The 20,096-nt window shown below is 64.5% G+C and carries 20 protein-coding genes and 1 tRNA gene; 9 read left to right on the top strand and 12 right to left on the bottom strand.

Annotation, left to right across the window (positions count from 1 at the left end; all coding sequences use genetic code 11):
* From VMS96_07120 to mdh, 3 genes are all read left to right on the top strand, one after another.
* On the top strand, positions 1–1,933 hold a 1,933-nt coding region (locus VMS96_07120), incomplete at its 5' end, for a hypothetical protein (GenBank protein ID HVP43186.1).
* A 123-nt stretch (positions 1,934–2,056) separates the two neighbouring features.
* On the top strand, positions 2,057–3,478 hold the full coding sequence (locus tag VMS96_07115; protein ID HVP43185.1) for an NADP-dependent isocitrate dehydrogenase: 1,422 nt from the start codon (positions 2,057–2,059) through the stop codon (positions 3,476–3,478).
* A 152-nt stretch (positions 3,479–3,630) separates the two neighbouring features.
* Positions 3,631–4,557, top strand: coding sequence for a malate dehydrogenase (gene mdh, locus VMS96_07110; protein ID HVP43184.1), 927 nt, complete (start codon positions 3,631–3,633; stop codon positions 4,555–4,557).
* Between the two features lie 86 nt (positions 4,558–4,643).
* Here mdh and VMS96_07105 read toward each other — a convergent pair whose 3' ends face one another.
* From VMS96_07105 to VMS96_07075, 7 genes are all read right to left on the bottom strand, one after another.
* Positions 4,644–5,171, bottom strand: coding sequence for a peptidylprolyl isomerase (locus tag VMS96_07105; protein HVP43183.1), 528 nt, complete (start codon positions 5,169–5,171; stop codon positions 4,644–4,646).
* 50 nt (positions 5,172–5,221) lie between these two features.
* Positions 5,222–5,929, bottom strand: coding sequence for a peptidylprolyl isomerase (locus tag VMS96_07100; protein ID HVP43182.1), 708 nt, complete (start codon positions 5,927–5,929; stop codon positions 5,222–5,224).
* A gap of 59 nt (positions 5,930–5,988) precedes the next feature.
* A complete protein-coding gene (locus VMS96_07095) occupies positions 5,989–7,281 on the bottom strand; it encodes a dipeptidase (protein HVP43181.1) in 1,293 nt (430 codons plus the stop codon).
* 87 nt (positions 7,282–7,368) lie between these two features.
* Positions 7,369–8,049 (bottom strand): DUF5715 family protein, encoded by a 681-nt coding sequence (locus tag VMS96_07090; protein ID HVP43180.1) that lies wholly within the window; start codon positions 8,047–8,049, stop codon positions 7,369–7,371.
* Positions 8,050–8,363: 314 nt separating this feature from the next.
* On the bottom strand, positions 8,364–9,116 hold the full coding sequence (gene sdhB / locus VMS96_07085; protein ID HVP43179.1) for a succinate dehydrogenase iron-sulfur subunit: 753 nt from the start codon (positions 9,114–9,116) through the stop codon (positions 8,364–8,366).
* Positions 9,117–9,168: 52 nt separating this feature from the next.
* On the bottom strand, positions 9,169–10,950 hold the full coding sequence (sdhA, locus tag VMS96_07080; GenBank protein HVP43178.1) for a succinate dehydrogenase flavoprotein subunit: 1,782 nt from the start codon (positions 10,948–10,950) through the stop codon (positions 9,169–9,171).
* A gap of 31 nt (positions 10,951–10,981) precedes the next feature.
* Positions 10,982–11,734 (bottom strand): hypothetical protein, encoded by a 753-nt coding sequence (locus VMS96_07075; GenBank protein HVP43177.1) that lies wholly within the window; start codon positions 11,732–11,734, stop codon positions 10,982–10,984.
* A 217-nt stretch (positions 11,735–11,951) separates the two neighbouring features.
* Between VMS96_07075 and VMS96_07070 the strand changes: the two genes are divergently transcribed.
* On the top strand, positions 11,952–12,491 hold the full coding sequence (locus tag VMS96_07070; GenBank protein HVP43176.1) for a hypothetical protein: 540 nt from the start codon (positions 11,952–11,954) through the stop codon (positions 12,489–12,491).
* A 109-nt stretch (positions 12,492–12,600) separates the two neighbouring features.
* On the opposite strand, the gene rdgB is transcribed toward VMS96_07070, so the two are convergent.
* Positions 12,601–13,224 (bottom strand): RdgB/HAM1 family non-canonical purine NTP pyrophosphatase, encoded by a 624-nt coding sequence (gene rdgB, locus VMS96_07065; protein HVP43175.1) that lies wholly within the window; start codon positions 13,222–13,224, stop codon positions 12,601–12,603.
* A gap of 144 nt (positions 13,225–13,368) precedes the next feature.
* On the opposite strand from rdgB, the gene VMS96_07060 reads away from it, so the two are divergent.
* Positions 13,369–13,445: transfer RNA gene (locus VMS96_07060), tRNA-Arg, on the top strand.
* On the opposite strand, the gene VMS96_07055 is transcribed toward VMS96_07060, so the two are convergent.
* Positions 13,433–13,909, bottom strand: a complete 477-nt coding sequence (locus tag VMS96_07055) for a GNAT family N-acetyltransferase (GenBank protein ID HVP43174.1) — start codon at positions 13,907–13,909, stop codon at positions 13,433–13,435. The two genes, VMS96_07060 and VMS96_07055, sit on opposite strands and share 13 nt — an antisense overlap.
* 14 nt (positions 13,910–13,923) lie before the next feature.
* On the bottom strand, positions 13,924–14,292 hold the full coding sequence (locus tag VMS96_07050) for an STAS domain-containing protein (GenBank protein ID HVP43173.1): 369 nt from the start codon (positions 14,290–14,292) through the stop codon (positions 13,924–13,926).
* 163 nt (positions 14,293–14,455) lie between these two features.
* On the opposite strand from VMS96_07050, the gene VMS96_07045 reads away from it, so the two are divergent.
* The gene (locus VMS96_07045) at positions 14,456–15,181 is read left to right on the top strand and encodes a tetratricopeptide repeat protein (GenBank protein HVP43172.1); all 726 of its coding nucleotides are present in this window, start codon (positions 14,456–14,458) and stop codon (positions 15,179–15,181) included.
* A 283-nt stretch (positions 15,182–15,464) separates the two neighbouring features.
* On the opposite strand, the gene VMS96_07040 is transcribed toward VMS96_07045, so the two are convergent.
* Positions 15,465–15,692: a hypothetical protein gene (locus VMS96_07040; protein HVP43171.1), complete on the bottom strand. Its 228-nt coding sequence runs from the start codon at positions 15,690–15,692 to the stop codon at positions 15,465–15,467.
* A gap of 103 nt (positions 15,693–15,795) precedes the next feature.
* Between VMS96_07040 and VMS96_07035 the strand changes: the two genes are divergently transcribed.
* Positions 15,796–16,155, top strand: a complete 360-nt coding sequence (locus VMS96_07035) for a metal-sensitive transcriptional regulator (protein HVP43170.1) — start codon at positions 15,796–15,798, stop codon at positions 16,153–16,155.
* A gap of 4 nt (positions 16,156–16,159) precedes the next feature.
* Complete coding sequence (locus VMS96_07030; GenBank protein ID HVP43169.1) at positions 16,160–18,628, top strand: heavy metal translocating P-type ATPase; 2,469 nt, start codon at positions 16,160–16,162, stop codon at positions 18,626–18,628.
* On the opposite strand, the gene VMS96_07025 is transcribed toward VMS96_07030, so the two are convergent.
* Positions 18,629–19,114 carry a TlpA disulfide reductase family protein gene (locus VMS96_07025; GenBank protein HVP43168.1) on the bottom strand — a complete coding sequence of 162 codons (486 nt, stop codon included), beginning with the start codon at positions 19,112–19,114 and terminating at the stop codon, positions 18,629–18,631. It lies immediately after the preceding gene.
* Between the two features lie 26 nt (positions 19,115–19,140).
* On the opposite strand from VMS96_07025, the gene VMS96_07020 reads away from it, so the two are divergent.
* The coding region (locus tag VMS96_07020) for a glycosyltransferase family 2 protein (GenBank protein HVP43167.1) at positions 19,141–20,096 on the top strand (956 nt) is incomplete at its 3' end.

The following is a 20,096-nucleotide window of genomic DNA, read 5'->3' as shown; positions in this document are numbered from 1 at the left end:
CTCTGGCGCCCTCACGCCCGCTAAACGGCTCAACTTTGCCGCCATCGAGACCGCACTGCGCACCCGCGAGAAGATGGGCGCGTCGCGGCGGCGCAAGGCGGCCCTGCGTCCGGCGGAAGGCACGCTGGACGTCAAGCTCGACCGCGGCGGCATCCGCGACATCGAATTCCTGGTGCAGTGCCTGCAGCGGGTGTACGGCGGGGCGGAGCCCTGGTTGCGCTCCGGGGGCACCCTGTTCTCGCTGCAGAAGCTCCACGACAAGGCGCACCTGAGCGGCAAGGATTTCCACGAGCTGACCTGGGCCTACGAGTTCCTGCGCAAGGTGGAGCACCGCCTGCAAGTAAGGCGGGGACAGCAGGTGCATCGTCTGCCCGGGACGCCGGAGGAACTTTCGGTGCTCTACCGCACCGTCGGGCCGGACCGGACGGGGTTGGTGGCGGCACACGGCCTGGTGCATGCCCTGCAACTGCGCATGGAGGCGGTGGCCGGGATCTACCAGCGCATCATCCATGCGGAGCAGGTGCACGGGCGCCAAGAGCAGGATGCGGGCGAATTCCGTCTTTCCTCCGGCGGCGAGAGCGCACGGGAGCAGTCGTTCCAGCAGATCCTCGACCGCCTTTCCCAGGATGCGCCGCAACTGCACGAGATCGTCGCCAGCCGCGACCTGACCGCCCGCACCCGCCGCAACCTGCAGCGCTTCCTGAGTTCCGCCTTCACCAGCTCGGAGCGATACGCGGCGGTCATCCGCCAGCCGCTGGCCGTGGAAAGAGCGTTGCGGCTCCTCGCGGTGAGCGATTTCCTCACCGACATACTGGTGCGCCACCCGCAGGAAATCGATACCGTGGCACAGTTCACCGAGGCCAAGACCCTGGCAGCCCCGGTCCTCGCGGAAGGGGAACGGCCCCCGGGACGCGACCCGGTGTTCCACTACATCGCCACCGTCAATCTGCCGCACACCGAAAAGCTGGCCCTGCTGCGCCAGCACTATCGTCACCGGGTCTTCGCCGCCGGCGTGCGCGACATCATGGAAAGCCGCAACGTCTACGACTCGCTGTGGGAGAACAGCGAGATCGCCGACGACGCGATCCGGGCCGCCCTGCACATTGCCGGCGCGCCCGACAGCTTCGCCGTGCTGGCCCTCGGCCGCCTGGGGACCTGGGAGTTCGACGTGGGCTCGGACGCCGATCTGATCTTCGTCCGTGACGAACAGAGCGATCCGGTGCAGGCCCACAAGACGGCCGAGCAGACCGTGGGGGCGCTGGTCGCCTACACCAGCGAAGGCACCATGTTCGCCGTGGACACGCGCTTGCGGCCGCGCGGCGGCGAAGGCGAACTGGTGATCACCCCAGCCACCCTGGCAGCCTACTTCGAGCAGGAGGCCCAGCCCTGGGAGGGGCTCAGCTTCACCAAGCTGCGCTTCGTGGCCGGCACCGAGGAGCTGGGCGCCAGGGCCATCGCGGCGGCCCGCCAGCACTTTCCGCGCTTTGCCGCCGACCCCACCTTTCCCGGTGCGGTCCGCGCCATGCGCACCAAGCTGGAGAAGTCGGACGATGCCGCCAATTTCAAAGTCGCGCCCGGTGGCTTCTATGACATCGACTTTGTCTGCTCTTATCTCACCGTGGTCCATGCTCTGGAGCAGCCGAAGGGCAACATTCGCGAGCGGCTCTACGAGCTGGCGGAGCAAGGATTCTTGAGCGATGCGGATTGCGCCACCCTGGACCATGCCGCCGAGCTGCTGCGCAGCATGGAACATATCGTGCGCCTGGTCCTGGGCCGGGCCCGCAAGTCGCTGCCGGCCACGGCCCACGCCCGGGAGATGACCGAGCTGCTGGTCGGGCGCATGCTGCAGCAGGAGTTCCCCCGCGGCCTGGAGGTGGAGCTGGCCACGCTCCGGCGGGGGGTGCGCGCGGTCTACGATCAGGTGGTCTCCTAGCCGGGCCTGCACCTGTTCCTGTGAGCAACATCACAAACGGGTGTGATTTTTTGCCTTACGGCGGGACCCGGGAACCGGCCTATAATCCCTAGACTTCTTAACGCTCCAGCGGAGGTATTGCGAATGGCGGCATCATTCAACGGGGTCGAGGTGCCCAAGGACGGCGCCAAGATTACCTACAGCAACGGCAAGTACACAGTTCCTGACAATCCCATCATTCCCTTCATCGAAGGCGACGGCACCGGCCGCGACATCTGGAAGGCCAGCGTGCGCGTCTTCGACGCTGCCGTGCAAAAGGCCTACGGCGGCAAGCGCAGGATCGCATGGTACGAGATCTTCGCCGGCGAGAAGGCGATGGCCAAGTTCAAAAGCTGGCTTCCCGACGGCTCCATCGACGCCATGAAGGAGTTCCGCGTCGGCATCAAGGGCCCCCTGACAACCCCAGTGGGCGGCGGCATCCGTTCTCTGAACGTGGCCCTGCGCCAGATCCTGGACCTGTACGCCTGCGTGCGCCCGGTGAAGTGGTACGGCGCCCCCAGCCCGGTGAAGCGTCCCGACCGCATGAACGTCATGATTTACCGGGAGAACACGGAAGACGTGTACGCCGGCATCGAGTGGGAGCAGGGTACGCCGGAGGTCAAAAAGCTGATCGACTTCCTGAACAAGGAGATGCTGAAGGGCGGCAAGAAGCAGATCCGCCTGGACAGCGGCATCGGCATCAAGCCCATCTCGATCACCGGCACCAAGCGCCTGGTGCGCCGCGCCATCCAGTATGCGCTGGACAACGGCCGCAACAAGGTCACGCTGGTGCACAAGGGCAACATCCAGAAGTTCACCGAGGGCGCGTTCCGGCAATGGGGCTATGACCTGGCGGTGGAAGAGTTCCGCGACAAGGTGGTCACCGAGCGCGAGAGCTGGATCCTCGACAACAAGGACAAGAACCCCAACCTGACCCTCGAGCAGAACGCCAACATGATCGAGCCCGGGCTGGAGTTCGCCACGCCCGAGTTCAAGGCCGACATCGTCAAGGAAGTGAAGAGCTGCCTGGATTCGATCTACAAGACCCACGGCAACGGCGAGTGGAAGAAGAAGTTGATGGTCAACGACCGCATCGCCGACTCCATCTTCCAGCAGGTGGTGACCCGCGCCGACGAGTACGAGGTGCTGGCCACCCCGAACCTGAACGGTGACTACATTTCGGACGCCTGCGCCGCGCAGATCGGCGGCCTGGGCATCGCGCCCGGCGCCAACATCGGCGACGGTTTCGCGATGTTCGAAGCCACCCACGGCACCGCCCCGAAGTACGCCGACCTGGACGTCATCAACCCCGGTTCGGTCATGCTGTCGGGCGTGATGATGTTCGATTTCCTGGGCTGGAAGGAAGCGGCCCGGTTGATCGAAGACGGCATCCGCCGCACCATCGAGCAGAAGAAGGTCACCTACGACTTCCACCGCTTGATGGAAGGCGCCACCAAGGTGAAGTGCAGCGAGTTCGGCACCTACATCATCCAGAACATGGATGCCAAGGCCGTTGCCGCTGACTGACCCGGGAAGGGAAGAGGAGTAAGGCATCGGCCCGTCGCAAGACGGGCCGATGTCGCTTGACGCACTCATAAGGGCCATTCAGGGGTACAATTTCCGGTTCGATTCATCCCGGCGGCCACCCCAGCGGGCCGCTTGCAGAAAGGACTCATCCCATGCGTAAGAAGATCACCATCGTCGGCTCGGGCAACGTGGGCGCGACCGCGGCACACTGGATCGCTTCCAAGGAACTGGGCGACGTCGTCCTCATCGACATCCTCGAAGGCATTCCCGAGGGCAAGGGCCTGGACCTGCTCGAGGCCATGCCCATCGAAAAGCGGGATTCCTTCGTCATCGGCACCAACGATTACAAGGACACGGCGAATTCCGACATCGTCGTCATCACCGCCGGCATCCCGCGCAAGCCGGGGATGAGCCGCGACGACCTGCTCAACACCAACTACAAGATCATGCAGGACGTGGTGGGCAAGGTCGTGGCCAACTCTCCGAACTGCATCCTCATCATCGTCTCCAACCCGCTGGACGCGATGGCCCAGGCCGCCTACAAGCTCAGCGGCTTCTCCCGCAACCGGGTGATCGGCATGGCCGGGGTGCTGGACTCGTCGCGCTTCCGCGCCTTCATCGCCGCCGAATTGAAGGTTTCGGTGGAGAACGTGACCGCCTTCGTGCTGGGCGGACACGGCGACACCATGGTGCCGCTGCCGCGCTATTCCACGGTCGCCGGCATCCCCATCACCGAGCTGATGGACAAGGCGACCATCGACCGCCTGGTGCAGCGCACCCGCGACGGTGGCGCCGAGATCGTCAAGCTGCTCAAGACCGGCTCGGCGTACTACGCGCCCTCGGCGGCCGTCTGCGAGATGGTCGAGGCCATCCTCAAGGACAAGAAGAAGATCCTGCCCTGCGCCGCCTACCTGGAGGGCGAGTACGGGATCAAGGGCCTGTTCGTCGGCGTGCCCTGCAAGCTGGGCGAGCGCGGCATCGAGGACGTCATCGAGATCAAGCTGACGGCCGAAGAGGAGGCCGCCCTCAAGAAGAGCGCCGGCGCCGTCGAGGAGCTGGTGCACGTGATCGCGGTGTAAAGCAGTAGCAAGTACTCAGTACCAAGTACCAAGAGAAACCCGCCTGTAAGGCGGGTTTCTGTTGCTGAGGGCGGCTGAAAGACAGTTCAGGCCCGTTCGATCTTCAGCGAGCTGATCTTCACGTCCGTGTTGGGCTTGTCGTTGCGGCCGCGCGCGACGTTGGCGATCTTGTCGACGATGTCTTGTCCTTCGATCACCTCGCCGAAGATGGTGTGGTTGCCGGTGAGCCAGTCGGTGGGAGCCACGGTGATGAAGAACTGGCTGCCGTTGGTATTGGGGCCGGCGTTGGCCATGGCCAGCTTGCCCTTCTTGTCGAAGCGATAGGGCGAGCCCTTGGTCTCGTCCTCGAACTGGTAGCCGGGTCCGCCGAAGCCGGTGCCCGCCGGGTCACCGCCCTGGATCATGAAGTTGGGGATGACACGGTGGAAGATAGTGCCGTCGTAGAGGCGGTCGGAAGACTTCTTGCGGGTGACCGGGTGAGTCCATTCCCGCTTGCCTTCGGCGAGGTCGGTGAAGTTCTTGACCGTCTTGGGCGCTTCCTTCTCGAAGAGCCGGCAGACGATCTGGCCTTCGGTGGTGTCGAGGATGGCGTAAGTACCGGGCTGGCGTGCCATAAGGTTCCTTTCTGTCGTCGGTCGTTGGTCTTCGGTCGTCGGCCGTGCGGTTATGGTTTAGCTGCGGACGGCTTGGCTGCCGGCTTCTTGGCCGGGGTGGCAGCCGGCGCCGCCTCGCCCGGCTGCACGATGGTGACGTGGTTGATCTTCACCGGTGTGAACGGTTGATCGTTGCGCGGATCACGCGGCTTGCGCGCGATCTGCTTCACCAGGGCCACGCTGGCCGCATCGCACTGTCCGAAGATCGTGTGCTTGCCGTTGAGGTGCGGGGTCGGCACCTCGGTGATGAAGAACTGCGAGCCGTTGGTGTTGGGGCCGGAGTTGGCCATCGCCAGGCGGCCGGGCCGGTCGAACTTCAGGTCGGGGCTGAACTCGTCCTTGAAGGAATAGCCGGGGTCGCCGGTCCCGTTTCCCGCCGGATCGCCGCCCTGGATCATGAAGTTGGGGATCACCCGGTGGAAGATGGTGCCGTCGTACAACGGCACGCCGTGCTTGGTGGCGTGGGAGACCGGGTTCTTCCAGTCCTTGGTGCCCTTGGCCAAGCCGATGAAGTTGGCCACCGTCTCGGGCGCCTGTTTGGGGAAGAGCGTGCAGGTGAGCTTGCCGGCGGTGGTGTCGAAGACCGCCTTGGGGTTCCCCGCGGATTCTGCGGTGCCGGCAGCAGGCTTGGAAGCGGGAGCAGCCGCGGGCTTCTTGGCGGCGGTTTGGGCGAAGGCAACAGAGGTGCAGAGCAGGAATGCGATCAGAGTAGTGCGCATGGGGGCTCCTGTGCGACCGGGCATTATAAATGCCTGCGGCCTCCGCAGGCCGCGCCAGACTACCGATTCTCACCGGCGCCGAGCGGCTCGGTGCCCAGCGGCTTCTCTTTCTGTAGTTCGCGGCTGACCGCCTCCACCTTGCGGAAGACGCGCAGGAAGTTCTCGCCCAGGATGCCGCGGATCTGCTCCGCCGTATAGCCGCGCTTGGCCAGCTCGATCGTGATCTTGGGCAGGTCGGCCGCCGAATCGATTCCCTCCGGCAGCATGCCGGAGACCCCGTCGAAATCCGACCCCAGGCCCACGTGCTGCCAGCCCGCGACCTGCGCGATGTGGTCGATGTTGTCGATCAGCGATTTCAACGGCGGGCGCGGCAGCCTCTTGGCGTATTCGCGGGTCACGTGCTCCTCAACGGTGTACGGCGGCGTCTGTCCGTTGTGCGCCTTCCGGTACTCTTCTTGCGCCTTGGCCACAGCTTCGTCGGATTCGTGCCGGCGCGCCTCCAACAGCTTGCGGAAATCGTCGTCCACGAAGGCGGAGAAGAAATTGACCATGCAAACGCCATCATTACGGGCCAGGGCGCGCAGCATGTCGTCGGTCATGTTGCGCGGGTGGTGGGAAAACGCTCGCGCCGCCGAGTGCGACGCAATGACCGGCGCCCGGCTCACCACCAGGGTGCGGTAGAAGGTGCGGTCGGAGACGTGCGAAATGTCCACAATCATGCCCAACCGGTTCATTTCGCGGATCACTTCCACGCCGAAATCGGTGATGCCCTTGTGGTGCTCGACCTCCTTGTTGTCGAGGTCGCCCGAGGAATCCGCCCACTCATTGGTGTTCGACCAGGTCAGGGTCATGTAGCGGACGCCCAGACGGTAGAAGCTGCGCAGCACGCCCAGGTCGTTCTCGATCGCATGCCCGCCTTCCACCCCCAGCAGGGCCGCCAGCCGCTTCCTGGGCCCGCTGCGGGCCTTCACGATGTCGTCGGCCGAGAACGCCATCACCATCTGGTCGGGGTGCTTGGCCGCCTGCTGGTACACCGCGTCGATCAGGTCCAGCGCGCGATGTGCGTACTGGCCCTTGTACTTGGGCTCCACCCAGATGGAGAAGAACTCCGCCCCCAGATTCCCCGCCTTGGCCTTCTCAAGATTGACGTTGATGGTGGGGTCCGGCGTCGCCAGGTCATAGCCCTCGTCCAGCATGCGCTGCGTGGTGTCGGCGTGGGTGTCGATGACGATGGCCGAGCGGTGCAGCGCCAGGGGATCGAAGGTTTTGGGTGCAGGCTTCTTCGGCTGTGGTTGAGCGTTAGCCGCGAGAGAGAGAAGGACGGACAGAACGGTGAGCTGAGCGATTTTCATGCTGGCAGATTGGAGCCACCTGGATTCCCGTTCAGGGCAGTGGTCCTTCGCTTCGCTCAGGACAAGGAGAAAAGCTCAGAGGAAAAGCTACTTCGTCCCCGACTGGTCGGCCATCCGGTTGGCTTCGCGCCAAGCAGTATAACCGTCGTAGACCATGATGTGGAACACGGGCTGGCGGCGCTCTTCGACCGCCTCCACCATCCCTGCCTGCTGGATCCGGTAGACGTACTGGGAGATCCACTGGCGCTGCTTGCGGGTGAGGCCGCGCTTGTTCAGGTCGACGGTCAGCCCGCCCAGGTGGGAGGAGGTGATCTCCCCGACCTCGGCGGCGGCATTCCGGTTATGGCGCCGCAGCTGGTGCTGCTGTTCCACCGTGCGCACCGCAGAGTTCACCTGGATCGGCTGGCGGAACTGCTCGTAATAGGCTTGCGAGATGTCGTCCAGGAAATCCCGGGTCCAGGGGCGGCAGTAGCGCTTGTTGGCCTCGATGTTGGGGGCGATCTTCAGGGCGGAACCTTCTTCGATGGGAACCAGGTCCTTGCGGGCGATGAGTTCGTTGAGCTGGTCGTCGTCCATGATGCGGGGCAGATCCAGGCGGTCGATCTCTTCGTTCTGCCGCAGCATGGATTCGTGCGAGCCGCGCAACAGCGGGTTCCATCGCACCGCTCGGCTCTTGTGCGAGCTGCGGTACTTGGTGCGGCGGGCGTTCAACGGGAAGGCCGGCGCGGCCAAGCCGAGCAAGAGGACCACGATCGTGATGTGCCGCATCCGTAGGGTCACAGGCCGGTGAAACCAAACACTTGGATTTTGATGCCCAACTTGGGGTGCAGTGTACACCAGGGCAGCGGGATTTTGGTCCATGGAAATAGAGGGCCGGAGGTAACAAAAGGGTACTGTCCGGTGGTGTATCGGGCCGAAACCGATGGCCATCTGGGCCAGAACCTAAAGTTTCCCTTTAACTATGGGATTTGGAAGCAGTAACACCCGGCTACGGAGCAGGGCTCCGTGGCCGGGGTTGATCCTTCGCTTCGCTCAGACGGCAGCGGGCTCCCGCAGATCTCGCTCACGCCCGCCAAGCGCCGTCACTTGCGGAACAGGTCACCGACGGCCTGGATCATCACCTGCCGTCCCACATCGGAGATGGCGCGGGTCAGGGGGATGTCCTTGGGGCAGACCTCGACGCAGTTCTGGGCGTAGCCGCATTCGTGGATGCCGCCGTCACCCATCAGCGCCGCCAGCCGCTCCCGCTTCAGCATGGCCCCCGTGGGGTGCATGTTGAAGAGGCGCACTTGCCCGATGGTCGCCGCGCCCACGAATCCCGTGCTCTCGTTGAACTGCGGGCAGGCTTCCATGCAGCAGGTGCAGGAGATGCAGCGGGAGTAGGGGTAGGTCTCCTCCTGGGTCTCCGGCGACATGCGCGGGCCGGCGCCCAGGTCGTAGCTGCCGTCGATTGGCACCCAGGCTTTCACCTTTTTCAGGTTCTCGAACAGCACCTGGCGGTCCACCGCCAGGTCGCGTACCACCGGGAACTTGGAGAAGGGCTCGATGGTGATCGGCGAGTCGAGCTGGTCCACCAGCGCGGAGCAGGCCATGCGCGCCTTGCCGTTGATGCGCATGGCGCACGAGCCGCACACCTCTTCCAGGCAGTTGGAATCGTACTGGATGGGGGTGGTCGCCTTGCCCTGGCGGTTGACCGGGTTGGCGGCGATGTCCATGAAGCAGGAGATCACGTTCATCCCCGGCTTCCACGGCAGCTCGAACTCTTCCCAGTAGGGACTGCTGTCGGGATCGTTCTGGCGCTTGATCTTTAGTAAGACGACTTTATTGTTAGTCATAACTCTCTTATGACTTCTTCTTGTTGGTATCAATCCTTAATACCTGACACAACTACGCCGTGGCGTCGTATCGGCGTGGCCGCGGCGGGATCAGACTCGTGTCCACCGGCTCGAACTCGAACCGGGGCTCATCGGCGTCGGGCGCGAACGTGGCCTTGGTCGTCTTCAGCCAGTTCTTGTCGTCGCGCTCCGGGAAATCCGGTTTGTAATGCGCCCCGCGCGACTCGTCGCGCATGGCCGCACCCTGCACGATCACGCGCCCCAGTTGCAGCATGTTGTAGAGCTGCCGGGCGAATACGAACGACGTGTTGGCCCACTGGCTGCGGTCGCTCAGGTTCACGTGGCGGTAGCGCTCCAGCAGCTCCACCAGCTTGGCGTCGGTCTCTTTCAGGTTCTTGTTGTAGCGGATGACGGTGGCGTTCTTGGTCATGATGTCGCCCAGCTCGCGCCACAACCGGAACGGGTTTTCGTTCCCCTGGTTCGACATCAGGCGGGCGTTGATCTCTTCCTGCCGCTTCGTCTCCGCTTCGAAGTGGCCGTTGCTCTTGGCCTCGGCCAGGCTCTTGGCGTACTTGATGGTCTGCGGCCCGGCGATGAATCCGCCGTAGATGCACGACACCAGGGAATTCGCGCCCAGACGGTTGGCGCCGTGGATCGAGTAATCGCACTCGCCGGCGGAGTAAATGCCCTGGAGGTTGGTTTGCTGATTGAAGTCCACCCACATGCCCCCCATGGTGTAGTGCATGCCGGGGAAGATCTTCATGGGGACGTCGCGCGGATCGTCGCCCACAAACTTCTCGTAGATCTCGAGAATGCCTTCCAGTTTCTTGTCCAGGATCTTGCGATCAATGTGGGTCAGGTCGAGGTAAACCATCGGCGAGCCATCGATGCCGAGGCCGTGTTCGTACACGACCTTATGGATGGCGCGGGTGGCGATGTCGCGGGGCACCAGGTTGCCGTACTTCGGATACCACTCCTCGAGGAAGTACCAGCGCTCGTTCTGCGGGATGGACTTGGGATCACGCTTGTCGCCCGGCTGCTTGGGAACCCACACCCGGCCGCCCTCGCCGCGCGCGGACTCCGACATCAGCCGCAACTTGTCCTCGCCCGGCACGCAGGTCGGATGCACCTGGATGAACTCGCCGTTGGCGTAGTAACAACCCTGCTGGTAGAGAGCCGACTGGGCCGATCCGGTGCACACCACGGAATTTGTGGACTTGCCGTAGATGGCTCCGATGCCGCCGGTGCAGACGATGATGGCGTCGGCGGGGAAGGTGCGGACCTCCATGGAGCGCAAGTCCATGGCGCAGATGCCGCGGCAGATGCGCTGGTTGTCGAGCACCGCCGACAGGAATTCCCAGCCTTCGTATTTCGTGACCTTGCCTTCGGCCTCGTAGCGCCGCACCTGCTCATCGAGCGCATACAGGAGTTGTTGGCCGGTGGTGGCCCCGGCGAACGCGGTACGGTTGAACAGCGTGCCGCCGAAACGCCGGAAGTCCAGCAGGCCTTCGGCAGTGCGGTTGAAGGTGACGCCCATGCGGTCGAGCAGGTCGATGATGGCCGGCGCCATCTCGCACATGGCTTTGACCGGCGGCTGGTTGGCCAGGAAATCGCCGCCGTAGACGGTGTCGTCGGTGTGGATCCAAGTCGAGTCGCCCTCGCCCTTCAGGTTCTTGGCCGCGTTGATGCCGCCCTGGGCGCACACCGAATGGGAACGCTTCACCGGCACGATGGAGAACAGGTCCGCGTGCCCGCCCATCTCCGCGATCTTGATCACCGCCGACAAGCCTGCCAGCCCGCCGCCGATCACGATTACGTTAGGAATCTTCGCCATGTATGAGTGCTCCGGGAGGACCCGGCTCCTTTTATCTGTAAACTTGCGATTCGACCTGCTTGGAACCCGGCTCGGGGATGGGCTGGGTCGGGGTCACCAGGAACGCCCGCAGGGTATAAAGTCCCACCACCGCGAACAGCACCCCGATGGCGATGCAGAGCGCGCTGAAACGCTTGCGCGCCTGGTCACCGACCACGATGCCCCACTTGGCGCAGAACAGGAAAATGCCGTACCCGAAGTGCCAGGAGGCGGTCACGATCCCCACGATATAGGCGTACACCGGCCAGCCTTCGGAGAGCTCCAGTTGCACCTTGCCGAACGCCGCCCCGGGATTGCCGAACAGGTGCGCCCCGGTGAAGCGCATGGTGTACGTGTGGTAGAGGATGTAGGCGAAGGCGATAATGCCGGTCCAGCGCTGAACCAGGTACAGCCAGTTGTTGGCGTAGGGGTAGTCGGTGGCGTTCGATTCGCCCCGCCACCAGATGTAGATCCCGTACAGGCCGTGGAAGGCGATGGGGATGTAGATGCCGAACACCTCCAGCAGCTTGGCGAACGGCAGGTTGGTGAGGAACTTGACCTGCGCGGTGTAGGCGGCCACGCCGTTGGTCGCGAAGGCGTTGCTGATGAAATGTTCAACCAGGAAGGCGCCTACCGGCACGATGCCGCTCAAGGAGTGCAATCGCCGCAGGACGAAGGAGATACCTTCTCCGGCACGCAACGGCGCGACGCCAGAGCGGACCTGGGGGACGGCAGCGGGTACTGAGCTAGGAACGGAAGAAGCCATCGGTAAGATCACTCCTGAAGATGAAAAGAGCAGGACACCAACCTTGAATTATGTTTTCCGCCGGAAGCGAAGTCAATCGTTTCCGAACCTAGCTATGTGATGGACATCACAGACCGGAGTACGGGCTTTTCGAGGCCGCCCGGCTTGCCCCCCGGCCCCCGCCGGATATAATGTCGCGGCAGCCAGCTTCCCCGCAAGACCAGGAGGGGACCGCAACATGGCAACACCCGTCATTGCATTCGCGCAACTGGCGAACGAGATCGAAGGCGAAGGCCTGAACCCCAAGAACGGAGGGCGGGTCGCCGCCGAGATCGCCAAGACCTTCGGGGTCAAGGAGGACGAAGTCGGGATCCTGCGCCTCGAGAAGCAGATGCTGTCGTTCATCTACCCTCCCAAGCTGGCCACGGTCGGCTCCATCCCGATCAACACCTCGACCGCGCTGGCGGCCCGCACCGCCACCACCAAGCGCGCCGAGATCGTCAACAACTTCGCCCAGTCCAAGCACGCCAGCGTCTTCGAGTCGGTGGAGCTGGCGGGAAAGCCCAAGGTGGCCGGGCACCCGAGTCCCGAGGAGAAGCTTATCCACGTCATCCAGAAGATGATGAGCGTGCCGGTGATGGGGCCGGCGGGGGTGCTGGGCGTCATCGAGGTGTCGCGCAAGGGCAAGACGGCGCCGGAAGCGGGCGGCGATTTCACGCCGGCCGACCTGCAGAAACTGGTCACCATCGCCGCCTCGCTGGCCAAGTGCTTCAAGTGATGCCACTTTGCGGGCGTGAGCGAGGCGTGCCGAGCGGGAGCCCGCAGGCATCATCCTGAGCGGAGCGAAAGATCTTCCCGGGCGTGCGCGAAGCGGGAGCCCGCTGCCGTCATTCTGAGTGCAGCGAAGGATCTCTTTCAAACCATCCCAGAAACTTCCGGAACGCCTCCCCCCGGTGGCTGACCCGGGCTTTTTCTTCCGCCGTAAGCTCTCCGAAGGTGCGCGCCAGGGGAGGGAAGAAGAACAGCGGATCGTAGCCGAACCCGCGGAAGCCCCGCGGCGCCGGAAGGATGCGCCCTTCGGCGGCTCCGCGGAAGGTCCCCAACGTGCGGCCGTCCCGGGCGGCTGCGATGACGCAGACGAAGCGGGCACGTCGCCGCTGCTCCGATGCTGCACCCAGCTCGCGCAACAGGCGGGCATTGTTGGCGGCATCATCGGAATTCCCCAACGGTGCGGTCGCGGCGTACCTCGCCGAATGGACGCCCGGCGCTCCATCCAGGGCTTCGACTTCCAGGCCGGAATCATCCGCCAAGACGATCTCGCCCGGAACCAGCCGGCTGTAGTGCTCCGCCTTCTTGCGGGCGTTGGCCTCGAAGGTGGCGCCATCCTCGCGGACCTGGGGCAGGGAAGCGAAGCCGGGCACGCCCTGCACCTCGATCCCATGAACGGCGGCAGCTCCGGCAAAGTCCCGTAGCTTGCCGGGGTTCGAGGTGGCGATGAGGACGCGCCGCATGGCCGCCCGATTCTACGGCAAAGAAAAAGAGATGCGAACTTCTCAACGCGGCGGGATGATTCCCCGCGACATCTGCGAAGGGACCGAGCTTTCGCGGTCTCAGCGCTTCCGCTATAATCAGATTCTCCGCTGTTCTCGCGCCGCGCGCCCTTAGCTCAGTTGGATAGAGCGTCTGGCTACGAACCAGAAGGTCGGGAGTTCGAATCTCTCAGGGCGCGCCATTCAGGTTGTGCTTCTTTAGGACTTCGCGGATGTCTTCCCACACCAGCCAGGAAGGCTTCAGCACCACAGCGCCGTGCCGGTGGTAGAAGCGGTGAGCGACCAGGTTCCCCGGTTCGACGTCCACGCAGACGCGCAGCGCCCCCTGCTGAACGAACCAGGCCGCTAACTCGCAGAGCAGTCCTGACGCCACGCCTTGGCCACGGTGTTCGGGCGCGACATCGATCCATTGCAATTCGCCGTCGCAGCCGTAGCGGCGCGTCAGGTGCCCGGCGATGAGGCCGACCACGGTCCCGCCATCGGTCGCGACGTAGGCAACACGCGGCTTCAGCGCCTGACGGGGGTCGTGCTGGCCGCTCATGTAGCCGGCAATCCGGGGTTTCCAATACTCCTCGTCACCCCAGGTTGCCGCCCGCAGGCGGGCCATGGCGGGGATGTCGCCGCTATCTGCGAGCCTGTATCGCACCACGAGCGTGGCGGTCAGAAAGGGCCGGCGCCGGCGGCACCGGTCTTCAGGGAGCGCACGGCATCGTCCACGTGGGGATACATCCCCATCACGCCCACCAGTTGCATGGATTTGAGCACCTTGGCGATGCGGTCGGAAGGCTGGGCGAACTTGATCTCGCCGCTGCGGGCGCGGGCGGCCACGAACAGGCCCATCAGGGTGCCGATGCCGCTGCTGTCGGCGTAGGACAGGCCACTCAGATCCATGACGATCACCGGCTTCTGATCCAACAAGGTGCGTACCTGGTTGCCGAACTGGGTAGTCTCCTCGCTCAGGATCAGCTTGCCCAGGCAGGCGACGACGGTCACGCCCTCCTGTTCGCGGATCTGGATCTCAAGGTCCATGCGGTTCCCCCGGGCTGGTTGGCGCGGAAGATTAGTGCAGCTTCGGCCTCCAATGCAAGCCTGGCGGCGCCCGGATGTGCAAGGGTCACCATAGCGGGTGATAGCAATCACTGAGGGGCGGTCGAAAGCGGCGTGCAATGGAGGAGGTCAAGGAGGTCCGCCCATGAGCACCCCCGGCAGCATCCGATGCATCCGCTGCGGACACGAGTTCCAGCCCAGCGACAAGTTCTGCGCCGAATGCGGCGCCTTTCTGCGCGACGCGTACATCGACCAGCGGCTCCTGCTGGCCCTGGTGCACGAGCAGGAGGGAGACCGCGAACAGGCACGCCGCGAATTGGAACGCATGCTGGAAGCGGAGCCGGAGCATGTCTTGGCGAATCATCTGCTGGGCGCCCTGCTGTTCCGCCAAGGGGTCCTGGAGGTGGCGGTGAAGCACTATGAGCGGGCCTTGGCCAAGGCTCCTCGCTTCGCGCGAGCCTGGTATGACCTGGGAGTGGCGCACTACCATCGTGGCGACATGCCCGCTGCGGTCGAAGCCTACCGCCGGTGCCTGGCCGCCGATCCTCACAGCAATGCCGCCCACTACCGCCTGGCCATCGCCCTCTTCCATGCCGGGGACCTGGATGAGGCCTTGCGGGAATTCGAGCAGGCCGTGATGCTCACGCCCGACTACCTGATGGCGCACTATCACATGGGCGTGATCCACGAGCGGCGCGGGGACATCGAGGCGGCGGAGCGCGCCTTCGAGCGCAGCCAGGAGGAGGCGGTCGGGGAAGTGAGCAGCCTGTATCACATGGCCCTGCTGAAACGTGCCGAGGGTGACGACAAGGCGGCCGACGAGTACTTGCGCCGGGCTCGCGAGTTCGGAGTGCAAAAGACGGCGCGCTGATCCAGAGATCCCGTTGCAGCGGCACGGCTCCGGCCGTGCCGTTGACTTTTCCGATGCCGCAAAGACGGTGAAGTAAAACTTTCCCGCGGTGCGCAAAAGCTGCCTCTTGGATTCGTCCAGTGCTCTCCTAACGTCTTTGTTTTGAACGGCCTTGGCTTGGCAATGGGGCTGCTATAGGAGAAACCAGACGAAGTGGCGCGCAACAGGGCGCTTCTTATCCGTTGGCCAGAGCGGGTGAGAAGAGGCCCTGTTGCTTTCTTATTGGGGCGCGGGATGGGCGCTCCTAGACGGGCACCACCCGCTCACGCAAATCGATGCCGGCGCGTCGCAAGAGAGCGGCCACCGTATCTTCGTTGAGGCGGCTGGCGTCGTACTCCACGTGGATCGTCCGTTCCTTCTCGTCGAATCGGACGCGGCGAATGCCGTAGACATCCCGCAAAGGAGCGATGGCCCGGATCTCGGCCTCGCCGGGCGTGGCGCCGTAGCGGAACACCACATCGAGAGCGGTCATGGTGCCTTCCTAATGATTGCTGCCGGACAATATACCGCGAAGGGTTCGATCCGGTAAGTGCTCTGGCTTGCCATATACCCCCATGGGGTATATACTGGGAGCCATGGCAAGACGAAACCAGACCTCCGCCTCCGGTCGCGAAGCTGCCTGCGCGTGCCCGCCGGACCCACATGCCCGCAAAGCGGTGGCCGTGGACCCGGAGATCCGCGCGGCCAACCTCAACCGCTTGCGCCGGATCGAGGGTCAGGTGCGTGGGTTGCAGCGCATGGTCGAAGAGGGCCGCTATTGTGCCGACATCCTGGTGCAGCTTTCCGCGGTGAACGAGGCCCTGCGCAACGTCGGACGCGAGTTGTTGCGCAACCACCTCCGCAATTGCGCCACCGCCGCCATCAAGGACTCGCCGCAGCGCGCCGAAGCAATGTACGACGAACTGGTCGAACTGTTCTCGCGGTTCTCGAGGTAGATGCATGGACCCCTTTAAGATCGTCGGGCAGTCGCCGCCGGCCCCCACGGGAGAGATCGACCCGGTCTGCGGCATGACCGTGGATCCGGCGACGGCAAAAGCGAAAGTCGAGCACGCCGGCAAGGCCTACTTTTTCTGCTGCTCCGGCTGCGCTACCAAGTTCCAGGCCGTCCCGCAGAAGTATCTGAAGAAAGCAACGGCGCCATTGGTCGGGATCTCCAAGCCGCCCGCGGGAGGCGGCCGCGCCACACAATCAGGCACTGTCTGGGTCTGTCCCATGGACCCGGAGGTGCGGGCGGACAGGCCGGCTCCATGCCCCATCTGCGGGATGGCGCTGGAGCCGGAGACACTACAGGCCGCAACCCGGACCGAGTACACCTGCCCGATGCATCCGGAGATCGTGCGTGCCGAGCCGGGCGCCTGCCCGATCTGCGGCATGACGCTGGAGCCGCGCACGGTAGCGGCGGCGACGCCGGAAGATCCCGAGCTGAAGAGCATGACCCGGCGTTTCTGGGTAGGCGCGGTCCTGCTGGTTCCGTTGCTGGTGCTCGCCATGGGCGTGATGTACTTCGCGCCGCACGCCATTTCCCCGCGCCTGATGCCCTGGCTCCAGCTCCTGCTGGCCTCGCCCATCGTCGTATGGGGCGGATGGCCATTCTTCGAGCGGGCGTGGCTGTCGCTTCGAACACGCCATCTGAACATGTTCACGCTCATCGGCATGGGCACCGGCGTCGCCTACGCCTACAGCCTGGTCGCGACCTTGTTCCCCGGGGCTCTGCCAGAGCAGTTCCGCGGCCACGGCGGCGCCCCCGAGGTCTATTACGAAGCCGCGGCGGCGATCGTCGTGCTAGTCCTTCTTGGGCAAGTGCTGGAGCTCAGGGCCCGGAGCCGCACCGGCGCCGCCATCCGGGCACTGCTCGACCTCTCCCCCAAGCTGGCCCGGCGGATCGAAGCCGACGGCACTGAGCACGACGTCCCGCTCGACCGCGTGCACCCCGGTGACCGCCTGCGCGTCCGCCCTGGCGAGAAGGCGCCGGTGGACGGCGTGGTACTGCAGGGAAGCAGCGCGGTGGATGAGTCCATGGTTACCGGCGAATCCCTCCCCGTCGAGAAGGGCCCGGGTACTCGGGTCATCGGGGCGACCGTGAACGGGACCGGATCTTTGGTGATGCGGGCTGAGCGCGTCGGCAGTGGGACTCTGCTGGCGCAGATCGTTCGCATGGTGGCCGAAGCCCAGCGCAGCCGCGCCCCCATCCAGCGGCTTGCCGACAAGGTCGCCGCCATCTTCGTCCCCGCGGTGCTGGCAGTTGCCGTCGTGACCTTCATCGTGTGGGCCAGCGTCGGCCCGGAGCCGCGGCTTGCCCATGCGCTGGTGAATGCGGTCGCGGTGCTGATCATCGCCTGCCCCTGCGCCCTCGGCCTCGCTACTCCGATGGCGATCATGGTGGGCACCGGACGCGGCGCCCACGCCGGCGTTCTCATTCGCAGCGCCGAAGCGCTCGAGACATTGGAGAAAGTAGACACGCTGGTGGTGGACAAGACGGGCACGCTCAGCGAAGGCAGGCCGCGCCTCACCAACGTGGTAACGGTGGGCGGCATGGAGGAAAGGGAATTGCTCGCCCTGGTCGCGGCCGTGGAGAAGGCCAGCGAGCACCCTCTGGCGGCTGCCATCGTGGCGGGAGCGAAGGAGCGGGGCGCGGAATCCCTCACTGCGTCAGATTTCCGCTCCGTCACCGGCAAAGGGGTTGTCGGCCACGTCAACGGGCGCGAAGTGGCCATTGGCAGCCAGGCACTCTTGGCTGAACTCGGCATTGACGCCGCGGAGCTGGCGGTACGCACCGAACAACTCCGGCAGGAGGGGCAGACCGTCATGCTGGTCGCGGTGGACCGCAGGCCTGCGGGTCTGGTGAGTGTCAGCGACCCGATCAAGGCTTCCAGTGTGGAAGCGGTGCGCGCGCTGCGCGACGCCGGCGTCCGGGTGGTGATGCTGACCGGTGACAACCGCACCGCCGCGGCCGCTGTTGCCGGAAAGCTGGGCATCGACGACTTCCAGGCCGAGGTCCTGCCCGATCACAAGGCGGAAGTGGTGAAGAAGCTCCAGGCGGACGGACGGATCATCGCCATGGCGGGCGATGGCATCAACGACGCTCCCGCCTTGGCCCAGGCTGACGTCGGAATCGCCATGGGCACGGGCACGGATGTGGCCATGGAAAGCGGAGGGGTCACCCTGGTCAAGGGAGATTTGCGCGGCATCGTGCGCTCCCGCCGCTTGAGCCAAGCCACCATGCGCAACATCCGCCAGAACCTGTTCTTTGCTTTTATCTACAACTCACTCGGCGTCCCCATCGCCGCAGGCGTGCTCTATCCGTTCTTCGGGCTGCTGCTCAGCCCGGTCATCGCTGCTGCCGCGATGAGTTTCAGCTCAGTCTCGGTCATCACCAATTCGTTGCGCTTGCGGAATGTGCAGCTCTGATCAGAGCTTCTGGAGGTAGTCCAGAACGTCAGGCTTGGTCCAATCCACCGGCCCGATGAATTTCCGGCGCAGTACGCCCTGGCGGTCGATGATGTAGGTCTCGGGGAACTTGAAGGTGCCGTAAAGCTCGTTGCTCTTCTGCCGCGGGTCGCGGACCGTGAGCAGGTCCACTTTGTTCTTTTCCAGGAAGGTGTGGTATTGCCGGGCATCGTCGTCCAGGCTCACCGCCAGCACTGTGACCCCGCGCTCCTTCAACTGCTTCTGCATCTGCACCAGCGACGGCATCTCGTCGACGCAGGGCGGGCACCAGGTAGCCCAGAAATTCAGCACCACCACTTTCCCCCTGAGCTCTTTGAGCGCCACGGTGCGGTCGGCGTCGGTCACGGTGAAATCCGGAGCCAGATTGCCGATCAAGGGCGGCTTGGGGCCGCGGCTGCATCCTGCCAGCAGCGTGAACAGGCACAGGAACAGGAGAGCACGTCGCACCTCGCTATAATAAAGGGATTCTGCCTATGTCGCCAGAATCGCCAGTGGTTGCGGAGCCGCGTCATTCGAGGCTGCCACGCGTCTCGGTGATCGTCCCGGCGCGCAACGAAGAGGCCTCCCTGGGTGCGTGCCTGCGGTCCATCGCGGCGCAGAGTGGCGTAGAACACGAGATCATCGTGGTGGACGATCAGTCCACGGATTCCACTCGCCGCCTGGCAGGATCGTTCCCGGGCGTGAAGGTGGTCTCGACCGGTGAACTTCCGAGCGGCTGGTCGGGGAAGTGCAACGCGGCGTGGGCTGGGGCCCAGATCGCGCGTGGCGAGTGGCTGCTTTTCACCGATGCCGACACAGTCCATCTCCCGGGATCCTTGTGCCGGAGTTTGCAGGAGGCGGAGGACGAACGCGTGGCGCTGCTGTCTTACTCTCCCGAGCAGCAGGTTCGCGGACTCCTGCAATGGGCGGCGATGCCCGCCATCTTCGCCGAGCTTGCTGCGACCTATCCGCCGCGACTGGTCTGCGATCCGGCATCGCCCATCGCTGCGGCCAACGGGCAGTACTTGCTGATCTCGCGGGTCGCCTATGACGCGGTCGGAGGCCACCAGGCGGTATCCGCAAGCCTCCTCGAGGATCTAGAGCTGGCGAAACGGGTCAAAGCACCCGGGAATCGCATTCGGCTGCGTCATGGCAGGGGCCTGGTTAGGACCCGCATGTATCGCGACACGCGCTCTCTGGTGGAGGGCTGGACCAAGAACCTGGCCCTGCTGTTCCCCAGGACGGCGAGGTTGGCGCTGGTCCGGCTGGCTGAGTTCGCGGTTATCGTGACTGGGATTGCAGTCGCCGCTGGGACGATCGTTGAGGGCAACGATTGCGCCGTCTCTGTCCGGTCGGGCTTGCTATGCAATCGCGAGTTCGTAGTGGCGGTGGTGGGCTTCGCCGCTTTATGCTGGCTGCGCGTCCTGAAGCGCGTACGCCGCGCCCATTT

This window comes from Terriglobales bacterium (assembly GCA_035543055.1).
GTDB lineage: Bacteria > Acidobacteriota > Terriglobia > Terriglobales > Acidobacteriaceae > JAIQFD01.
The sequence above is the reverse complement of the archived record's forward strand: the minus strand, read 5'-3'. Positions and strand labels throughout refer to the sequence as shown.

Excerpts from the sequence above, each read along its gene's own strand:
- VMS96_07115 (HVP43185.1), top strand. The coding sequence starts at position 2,057 with ATGGCGGCATCATTCAACGGGGTCGAGGTGCCCAAGGACGGCGCCAAG.
- mdh (HVP43184.1), top strand. The coding sequence starts at position 3,631 with ATGCGTAAGAAGATCACCATCGTCGGCTCGGGCAACGTGGGCGCGACC.
- VMS96_07105 (HVP43183.1), bottom strand. The coding sequence starts at position 5,171 with ATGGCACGCCAGCCCGGTACTTACGCCATCCTCGACACCACCGAAGGC.
- VMS96_07100 (HVP43182.1), bottom strand. The coding sequence starts at position 5,929 with ATGCGCACTACTCTGATCGCATTCCTGCTCTGCACCTCTGTTGCCTTC.
- VMS96_07095 (HVP43181.1), bottom strand. The coding sequence starts at position 7,281 with ATGAAAATCGCTCAGCTCACCGTTCTGTCCGTCCTTCTCTCTCTCGCG.
- VMS96_07090 (HVP43180.1), bottom strand. The coding sequence starts at position 8,049 with ATGCGGCACATCACGATCGTGGTCCTCTTGCTCGGCTTGGCCGCGCCG.
- sdhB (HVP43179.1), bottom strand. The coding sequence starts at position 9,116 with ATGACTAACAATAAAGTCGTCTTACTAAAGATCAAGCGCCAGAACGAT.
- sdhA (HVP43178.1), bottom strand. The coding sequence starts at position 10,950 with ATGGCGAAGATTCCTAACGTAATCGTGATCGGCGGCGGGCTGGCAGGC.
- VMS96_07075 (HVP43177.1), bottom strand. The coding sequence starts at position 11,734 with ATGGCTTCTTCCGTTCCTAGCTCAGTACCCGCTGCCGTCCCCCAGGTC.
- VMS96_07070 (HVP43176.1), top strand. The coding sequence starts at position 11,952 with ATGGCAACACCCGTCATTGCATTCGCGCAACTGGCGAACGAGATCGAA.
- rdgB (HVP43175.1), bottom strand. The coding sequence starts at position 13,224 with ATGCGGCGCGTCCTCATCGCCACCTCGAACCCCGGCAAGCTACGGGAC.
- VMS96_07050 (HVP43173.1), bottom strand. The coding sequence starts at position 14,292 with ATGGACCTTGAGATCCAGATCCGCGAACAGGAGGGCGTGACCGTCGTC.
- VMS96_07045 (HVP43172.1), top strand. The coding sequence starts at position 14,456 with ATGAGCACCCCCGGCAGCATCCGATGCATCCGCTGCGGACACGAGTTC.
- VMS96_07040 (HVP43171.1), bottom strand. The coding sequence starts at position 15,692 with ATGACCGCTCTCGATGTGGTGTTCCGCTACGGCGCCACGCCCGGCGAG.
- VMS96_07035 (HVP43170.1), top strand. The coding sequence starts at position 15,796 with ATGGCAAGACGAAACCAGACCTCCGCCTCCGGTCGCGAAGCTGCCTGC.
- VMS96_07030 (HVP43169.1), top strand. The coding sequence starts at position 16,160 with ATGGACCCCTTTAAGATCGTCGGGCAGTCGCCGCCGGCCCCCACGGGA.